This window comes from Shewanella sp. CG12_big_fil_rev_8_21_14_0_65_47_15 (assembly GCF_002783505.1).
GTDB lineage: Bacteria > Pseudomonadota > Gammaproteobacteria > Enterobacterales > Shewanellaceae > Shewanella.
Genome location: NZ_PFGL01000002.1, coordinates 101,937 through 110,063, shown reverse-complemented (window position 1 = coordinate 110,063; position 8,127 = coordinate 101,937). Strand labels below are relative to the sequence as shown.

Sequence of the window (8,127 nt, the reverse complement as noted above, 5' to 3'; positions counted from 1 at the left end):
TTTGTTTATCCGTAATGAAGATAATTCCGCTAAAATTCAGCTCGCTTTTGTCCCAAAACGTGCCGCGTATTTCTTTAAAACCTACAGTTTATGCTAATGCTAAAAAGGTGAGCCATGGTGATTGGCGAGACGACCGTCCGCTCCATGGCCGCTTTTTGGTATCCATGCCATCGCGGCATTTGTGAATCCTTGCACATCAGACGGAGCAGCCCTGCACCAAGGACAGACTGGAACAGCGTCCCAGTTTAACTGCCAGTTCGCCATCTGATAGGCAGGACGCCTGAATGTCGTGCAATGCAGGGATGCATGAGAACGACCATGGCTCTCGTTCAACAACTTAGAAACCCTAGGTTTCTATTCACCGAGCTGGCGAGTAAACACTATGGCAAGCCTGTATTAATGAATATCAGCAAATGCTAAACACCTCACAACTCAAGTTACGAATCCCCGACACAACCTTCCAACACATTTCCGTCCACGTTCAACATCTCCCCAACAAATAGGCTCAATCGCTTTGTTCAGCGATAACTCTCTGCCTTTTCACAAAAACGCATAAATATTCTAATTTAATTCAAATTGGCTGTTGCAAAGGCCCATAAAAGCGGTTAGTTTAAATCCACTAAATACGGATAGACGTCCGTAACAACGCATTCAAGGCTTCACTGTATTTTGAGCAGTTAAGCCACTAAAGTTAAATACCGAGAGAGTAAAATGAGCCCACTACTGAACGCTATCCACCACCATCACCATATGCGGTAGCCTTCGGACGCTCACTGCCGGAGGACTATATCCTTCTGGCGGACTGATTCAAGATGATCATAAACCCCTGGAAGGAATTCCGGGGGTTTTTGCTTTTAGGCGTTAATTTTGAATCTTTTAATTATGATACTTTTGAGCGAGATAACACTATGACTGAATCGAACCGTTTACGCATCGCCATCCAAAAATCTGGCCGTCTTTCTACTGAATCTCAGCAACTGCTAAAAAGCTGTGGTGTTAAATTTTCCATTAATGAACAACGCCTTATCGCTCACGCCGACAATATGCCTATCGATTTACTGCGCGTTCGTGATGACGATATCCCAGGATTGGTGATGGACGGTGTGGTTGATATGGGGATCATAGGTGAAAACGTGCTCGAAGAGGAACAAATTGAGCGTCAAACCCTGAACAAGCCCGCCGATTGCCTCAAACTGCGTCAGTTAGATTTCGGCTCATGTCGCCTCTCGTTAGCCGTACCCACAGAATTCAGTTACGCCGATGCCTCCTCATTAGAAGGACTGCGCATCGCCACGTCTTACCCGAACCTGCTGCGCCGTTTTATGCAGCAAAAAGGCATAAATTATCGCGACTGTATGTTAAAAGGCTCGGTTGAAGTCGCCCCGCGCGCCGGCCTTGCCGATGGGATTTGTGATCTCGTGTCGACGGGCGCCACCTTAGAAGCCAACGGTTTATACGAAACCGAAGTGATTTACCGCTCTATGGCCTGCATCATTCAATCGACCCAAACCCAAACGCCGACTAAACAAGCACTCATCGACAAGATTCTGTCCCGCGTCAATGGTGTTATCCGCGCCCGTGAGAGCAAATATATCCTGCTGCACGCGCCAACCGAAACCTTAGATCAAATCGTCGCCCTGCTGCCCGGCGCTGAAAACCCCACCGTATTGCCATTAAACGATGATACTAACCGCGTCGCTATCCACGCCGTCAGTACCGAAGATTTGTTCTGGGATACCATGGAGCAGCTGACCGCACTCGGTGCCAGCTCGATTCTGGTGATGCCAATCGAAAAAATGATGGGGTAATCTATGGAAATCCTAACTTGGTCAACCCTATCAAGCGCCGAGCAGAAAACGGCGCTAAAACGCTCGCCCTTAATTGGTGACAGCGGCTTAGAACAAAGCGTTCGCGCCATTATCGATGCGGTGGCAACGCGGGGGGATGCCGCCATTGCCGAATTTAATCAAAAGTTTGATGGCTTCAATAGCACGACCAGTGATGTAAATGGACAAGGAAGTGGCGAGCTGCGCATGGGCGAAGCCGAGATTGCTGCGGCAAGCGCACGGGTATCGCCAGAGCTGAAAGCGGCGATCGCCAAAGCCATGGCGAACATAGATGTGTTTCACAGCGCCCAGCAATTTCGCCCGATTGATATGGAAACCGAGGCGGGAGTACGCTGCGAGCTACGTAGCGAACCGATTGAAAAAGTGGGTTTATATATCCCCGGTGGCAGCGCGCCATTGATTTCGACCGTGATGATGCTTGCCCTGCCCGCCAAAATTGCCGGCTGCGAACAAAGAGTATTGGTCAGCCCACCGCCGATCAACGATGCCATTATCTATGCCGCCAATGCCTGTGGGATCACTGAAATCTATCAAGTGGGCGGCGCGCAGGCCATTGCAGCGCTAGCCTTTGGCACGGAAACGATCCCGGCGGTCGATAAGATTTTTGGTCCTGGTAATCGCTATGTGACGGAAGCTAAACGTTTAGTGTCACAGGATGGTCGCTGCACTGTGTGTATCGATATGCCAGCAGGCCCTTCTGAGGTGTTAGTGATTGCCGATAGCGACGCGAATTGCGAATTTATCGCCGCCGATTTGCTTTCACAAGCGGAGCACGGCCCTGATTCACAAGTGATTTTAGTGACAGATTCGCAAGCTATCGCGGACGGTGTGAATGAGGCGTTGGCAAGACAACTCGCCGTCCTGCCGCGTTGTGATATAGCTACAACGGCGCTCCTCAGCAGTCGCACCTTTGTTGTGGACGATATGCTGCAAGCCGCGCAGGTTTCTAATCAATATGGGCCTGAGCACTTGATCATTCAAACGCGCTTTCCCCGTGAGGTGCTGAAAAACATTCGCGCGGCAGGCTCAGTATTTTTAGGCGCTTATACGCCTGAATCTGTTGGCGATTATGCCAGTGGCACCAACCACGTGCTGCCGACCTACGGTTACAGCCGCGCCGTGTCGAGCCTGTCATTAGCCGATTTTAGCCGCCGCTTTACCGTGCAGGAACTCAGCGCTAAGGGTTTAATCGGATTGGGGCAAGCGGTCATGACATTAGCCAGTAACGAATTGCTCGATGCGCACAAAAATGCCGTTGCCATTCGCCTAGCTAGCCTAGAAAAATGATCCGCCTAGATCTTAAATGATTAGCGCTTAAGTGATTGAAAATAGAGCTGAGTGAAGAAAATGAGCCAAGTGAGCAGCATGGAAAAGACAGTAGAACCCACAGTATTAGCGCTAAATTTAGCCGAGCGCCTAGCGCGCCCTGAGTTACTGGATTTAACGCCCTACCAGAGTGCCCGCAGACTGGGCGGTCGTGGTGATATTTGGATCAATGCCAACGAATCGCCCTTTAATAATGTCGATACGGCAGCACTCGATTTATCAAAATTGAATCGTTACCCAGAATGCCAACCGCCGCAGCTTATCAATGCCTACAGCGAATACAGTGGCGTAAGCGCCAGCAAGATAGTCGCCAGCCGCGGCGCCGATGAAGCGATTGAACTGTTAATTCGCGCCTTTTGTATACCTGGCGTCGACAGCATTGCCTGCTTTGGCCCGACCTACGGCATGTATGCCATCAGCGCGAACACCTTTAATGTGGGCGTTAAAGCGTTAAGTCTCAGCGCGGAATATGGCTTGCCGACAAGCTATGCCGAGGACGTTCGCGGCGCAAAACTGGTGTTTATCTGCAATCCCAATAATCCGACCGGGACTGTTATCGACAAAGCTATTATCGAGCAAGCAATCAAAGCCCTACCCGACGCGCTTGTGGTGATCGATGAGGCCTATATTGAATTTTGTCCCGAATACAGCGTGGCGGATTTGCTGGAAAGCTATCCTAATCTAGTGGTACTGCGCACCCTGTCAAAAGCCTTTGCACTCGCCGGCGCACGCTGCGGTTTTATGCTGGCAAACGAGGCCGTAGTCGAAATCATTATGCGCGTGATTGCCCCCTATCCGGTGCCGCTACCCGTCAGTGAAGTCGCCACCCAAGCATTATCGAGCGCTGGCGTTGCGCGGATGAAAATTCAGGTAAGGGAGCTCAATCAACAGGGTAAAAGACTCACCGCGGCACTCAATCTTTACTGTGAGCAATGGGGTGGCAGAGTGCTAACGCCCAATGGCAACTACGTATTAGCAGAATTTGATGATGTCACCAAGGTAGCAGCGTTACTGCAAGGCAGTGGTGTTGTCGCCCGCGCCTACAAAGATCCAAGGCTTGCCAAAGCGATCCGTTTTAGCTTTAGTTCAAAGGCGGATACCGATCGCTTAGTCGCCCTTTTTGAGTCACAACGAGTTGAATAATAAAACGAACTATATTTTAAGGTAGCGCCATGAACCCACAATTTGTCCCAAACGTTGCACAAAAAATTCTGTTTATCGACCGCGATGGCACCTTGATTGAAGAGCCCGTCACCGACAAACAGGTCGATAGTCTGGCGAAATTAGTGTTTGAGCCACAGGTGATCCCCGCTTTGCTGCGTCTGCAAAAGGCGGGGTTTCGCTTAGTCATGGTCAGCAATCAAGACGGCCTTGGCACACCGTCTTTCCCGCAGGAAGATTTCGACGCCCCCCACAATATGATGATGCAAATCCTCAAAAGCCAAGGGGTGCACTTCGAAGATGTGGTGATTTGCCCGCACTTTAATGATGAAAATTGCAGCTGCCGCAAACCTAAGCTTGGGCTAGTCAAAGACTATCTCACCCAAGGCTGCATCGATTTCACCCAATCGGCGGTGATTGGCGATCGCGAAACCGATGTGGAACTCGGCAATGCTATGGGTATTAAAAGCCTGAAATATCAACGCGACACTTTAGGCTGGAACGCCATCGCCGATGCGCTGCTGAGTAAAGGCCGCACCGCGACGGTCGTGCGTACCACCAAAGAAACTGACATTCGTGTGACGGTTGATCTCGACAGTTCAGTCAAAGGCAAAATAGACACTGGCATTGGCTTTTTCGACCATATGCTCGATCAAATTGCCACCCACGGTAATTTTAGAATGGATGTGAAAGTCGATGGCGATCTGGAAATCGACGATCACCACAGCGTCGAAGACACTGCGCTGGCCATAGGTGACGCCCTGCGCCAAGCGCTCGGTGACAAACGCGGCATTGCCCGTTTCGGCTTTAGTCTGCCGATGGACGAAGCTAAAGGTGAATGTCTGCTGGATATCTCTGGCCGCCCTTTTATCAAGTTCTCGGCCGATTTTGAGCGTGAGCACGTCGGCGAAATGGCCACTGAAATGGTGCCACACTTCTTCCGCTCCTTTGCCGATGGCCTGCGCTGTACGCTGCATGTCGCCGCCGAAGGCGATAACGACCACCACAAGGTTGAAGCCCTGTTTAAAGTGCTCGGCCGTGCGCTACGCCAAGCGGTTAAAGTCGAAGGCGATATTCTGCCATCGAGCAAAGGCGTGCTTTAAGGCAGCAGCATAAATCGTTTAAGAGGTTAGGATGCAACAAGACACTCAATTAACAGCTGGCCGGCAATTAACAACTAGCCCACATTTAACAGCAAATGCATCAGCAGATGCAGAAACCGTCATCATAGACACGGGCTGTGCCAATTTAAACTCAGTACGTTTCGCCTTCGAGCGTTTAGGCGCTAAGGTGTTGGTCACAGACGATAAAGCCAAAATCAAAGCGGCAAAACGTGTGGTGCTGCCGGGTGTGGGCACTGCGGGAGCCGCCATGGCGTCCTTACATGAAAAAGGCTTAGTTGAACTCATTCAAGGCCTAACTCAACCTGTGCTGGGTGTATGTCTTGGCATGCAAATGCTCGCGGCGATTTCGAAGGAGCGCGGCGGCAAAGGTCAAGATTGTGAGTGCTTAGGCATAATCCCCACCGACATTTGCGAGCTGGATACGCAGTTACTCAAAGCTGAAGGCTTGCCTTTACCGCACATGGGTTGGAACCAACTTAAGCTAACGACACACTCACAAGGCGCCAACAGCCCTAGCGTTCACCCGCTGTTTGCGGGTATTGAAGATGGCAGTTATGTGTATTTCGTCCACAGTTACCGCGCGCCGTTGAGCGAATTTACCTTAGCAGAGTGTTCCTATGGTGAAGGCTTTAGCGCCGCCATCGGCAAAGGCAACTTTATGGGGGTTCAATTCCACCCAGAAAAAAGTGCCGCCGTGGGCGCGCAAATTCTGCGTAACTTTTTATTGATGGATGAAGCGCTGATGGACAAGTTGGCGCAGGAAAGGCTGACCAATGAATAAATTACTCATTAAAAAACCACTTATTAATAAATTAGTTATAGATAAATCAATCGAGGATGTGAACTCATGATAATCCCTGCGATCGATTTAATTGATGGCAATATCGTCCGCCTCTATCAGGGCGATTACGGCCAGCAGACCACCTTTGATTTAAGTCCTTTGGCGCAGTTGCAATCCTACGAGGCCCAAGGCGCTAAGTGGTTGCATATCGTTGATTTAACGGGCGCGAAGGATCCCGCTAAACGCCAAACTCGTCTTATCGGTGAACTCGTGGCGGGACTTAACGCTAACATTCAAGTGGGCGGCGGTATTCGCACGCAGGAGCAAGTCACTGAATTATTAGCTATCGGCGTAAAACGCGTAGTGATTGGTTCACTGGCGGTGAAAGAACCTGAGTTAGTTAAACAATGGTTTATCAAGTACGGCTGCGAGGCAATTTGCCTCGCGCTCGATGTCAATATCAACCAGAGCGGCGAGAAAATGGTCGCCGTATCCGGTTGGCAAAGTGGTGGCGGTAAGAGTTTAGAATCCCTTGTAGAAACCTTTAGCGCGGTCGGCTTAAAGCATGCGCTAGTGACTGATATTAGCCGTGACGGCACCTTAACGGGCGCGAATACCGCGCTTTATCAAGAAATTGCAGCAAGTTATCCCGATATCGCTTGGCAAGCCTCCGGCGGTATTGCGACTCTTGAGGATGTTGCCGCCGTGCGTGACAGCGGCGCTGCGGGCATCATTATCGGTAAAGCCTTGCTTATCAATCAGTTTAACGTGGCGGAGGCAATCCAATGCTGGCCAAACGACTAGTCCCCTGTTTAGATGTAAAAGACGGTAAAGTAGTGAAAGGCGTGCAGTTCCGTAACCACGAAATTGTCGGCGATATCGTCCCCCTAGCCGCACGTTATGCCGAAGAAGGCGCCGATGAGCTAGTGTTTTATGACATTACCGCCAGCGCCCACGAACGTGTGGTCGATAAATCTTGGGTGAGCCGCGTGGCGGAGCAGATTGATATTCCCTTCTGCGTGGCGGGTGGCATTAAAACCATTAGCCAAGCCCGTGAATTATTAGCCTTTGGGGCGGATAAGATTTCGATTAACTCGCCGGCCTTAACCGATCCGAGTTTGATCTCACGCCTGCAGGATGAGTTCGGCCGCCAATGTATCGTGATTGGTATCGACTCCTTTTTCGATGCCACCAGCAACAGCTATAAGGTAAAGCAATTTACCGGCGATGAAGCGGCGACTAAGGACACCCAATGGTTTACCCAAGACTGGGTTGAAGAAGTGCAAAAACGGGGTTGTGGTGAAATCGTGCTCAATGTGATGAACCAAGACGGCGTGCGTGGCGGTTATGATATCAAGCAGTTAAGTCTTGTTCGTGCGATCTGCGATGTGCCGTTAATTGCCTCGGGCGGTGCTGGGACTATGGCGCATTTCCGCGATGTATTTATTGAAGCTAAGGTCGATGCCGCGCTGGCAGCGAGCGTATTCCACAAGGCGATTATCAACATAGGTGAGTTAAAAGCCTATTTAGCGGCCGAAGGTATTGCAATTAGACTCTAGCTATTGCAACTAGAGGTCAATCGTTTATAGCGAGCTAATGCCGCCTCTCGCTACCGCGACAGTAAGAGCTAACAACCCAAATACGTCGCTAAAAAGCATCAACAAATTAAGAGTGAACACTATGTCAACGCAAACAAACACTAAGTCGGATTTTAGCCCTGTTCAAGTTAATGAGTTGGATTGGGATAAACAGGATGGGCTTATTCCTGCCGTGATCCAAAATCACTTATCGGGCAAGGTATTAATGCTCGGTTATATGGATAAGGCCGCGTTGGAAAAAACCTTAAGCACAGGTGATGTGACCTTTTTCAGTCGCTCAAAACAGCGTT

At 50.2% G+C, this 8,127-nt stretch carries 8 protein-coding genes; all 8 read left to right on the top strand.

The annotated features are described in order from the left end of the window. Positions 1-908: 908 nt before the first annotated feature. Positions 909-1,808: an ATP phosphoribosyltransferase gene (gene hisG, locus COW15_RS01680; RefSeq protein WP_293629147.1), complete on the top strand. Its 900-nt coding sequence runs from the start codon at positions 909-911 to the stop codon at positions 1,806-1,808. Positions 1,809-1,811: 3 nt separating this feature from the next. Then, positions 1,812-3,134 carry a histidinol dehydrogenase gene (hisD, locus tag COW15_RS01675; protein ID WP_293629146.1) on the top strand — a complete coding sequence of 441 codons (1,323 nt, stop codon included), beginning with the start codon at positions 1,812-1,814 and terminating at the stop codon, positions 3,132-3,134. A 60-nt stretch (positions 3,135-3,194) separates the two neighbouring features. Then, positions 3,195-4,316: a histidinol-phosphate transaminase gene (gene hisC, locus COW15_RS01670; RefSeq protein ID WP_293629145.1), complete on the top strand. Its 1,122-nt coding sequence runs from the start codon at positions 3,195-3,197 to the stop codon at positions 4,314-4,316. A 29-nt stretch (positions 4,317-4,345) separates the two neighbouring features. Beyond that, the gene (gene hisB, locus COW15_RS01665) at positions 4,346-5,437 is read left to right on the top strand and encodes a bifunctional histidinol-phosphatase/imidazoleglycerol-phosphate dehydratase HisB (RefSeq protein ID WP_293629143.1); all 1,092 of its coding nucleotides are present in this window, start codon (positions 4,346-4,348) and stop codon (positions 5,435-5,437) included. A gap of 31 nt (positions 5,438-5,468) precedes the next feature. Continuing rightward, entirely contained in the window at positions 5,469-6,239 is a 771-nt protein-coding gene (gene hisH, locus COW15_RS01660; RefSeq protein ID WP_293629142.1) for an imidazole glycerol phosphate synthase subunit HisH, read from the top strand. Between the two features lie 66 nt (positions 6,240-6,305). Then, positions 6,306-7,043: a 1-(5-phosphoribosyl)-5-[(5-phosphoribosylamino)methylideneamino]imidazole-4-carboxamide isomerase gene (hisA, locus tag COW15_RS01655; RefSeq protein ID WP_293629140.1), complete on the top strand. Its 738-nt coding sequence runs from the start codon at positions 6,306-6,308 to the stop codon at positions 7,041-7,043. Then, the gene (hisF, locus tag COW15_RS01650; RefSeq protein ID WP_293629138.1) at positions 7,025-7,798 is read left to right on the top strand and encodes an imidazole glycerol phosphate synthase subunit HisF; all 774 of its coding nucleotides are present in this window, start codon (positions 7,025-7,027) and stop codon (positions 7,796-7,798) included. The genes hisA and hisF overlap by 19 nt, the downstream gene beginning before the upstream one ends. Before the next feature lie 121 nt (positions 7,799-7,919). Next, positions 7,920-8,127: phosphoribosyl-AMP cyclohydrolase (locus COW15_RS01645; protein ID WP_293629136.1), on the top strand; the 208-nt coding region annotated here is incomplete at its 3' end.

Coding starts and splice junctions, on each gene's coding strand:
- hisG (WP_293629147.1), top strand. CDS start 909: ATGACTGAATCGAACCGTTTACGCATCGCCATCCAAAAATCTGGCCGT.
- hisD (WP_293629146.1), top strand. CDS start 1,812: ATGGAAATCCTAACTTGGTCAACCCTATCAAGCGCCGAGCAGAAAACG.
- hisC (WP_293629145.1), top strand. CDS start 3,195: ATGAGCCAAGTGAGCAGCATGGAAAAGACAGTAGAACCCACAGTATTA.
- hisB (WP_293629143.1), top strand. CDS start 4,346: ATGAACCCACAATTTGTCCCAAACGTTGCACAAAAAATTCTGTTTATC.
- hisH (WP_293629142.1), top strand. CDS start 5,469: ATGCAACAAGACACTCAATTAACAGCTGGCCGGCAATTAACAACTAGC.
- hisA (WP_293629140.1), top strand. CDS start 6,306: ATGATAATCCCTGCGATCGATTTAATTGATGGCAATATCGTCCGCCTC.
- hisF (WP_293629138.1), top strand. CDS start 7,025: ATGCTGGCCAAACGACTAGTCCCCTGTTTAGATGTAAAAGACGGTAAA.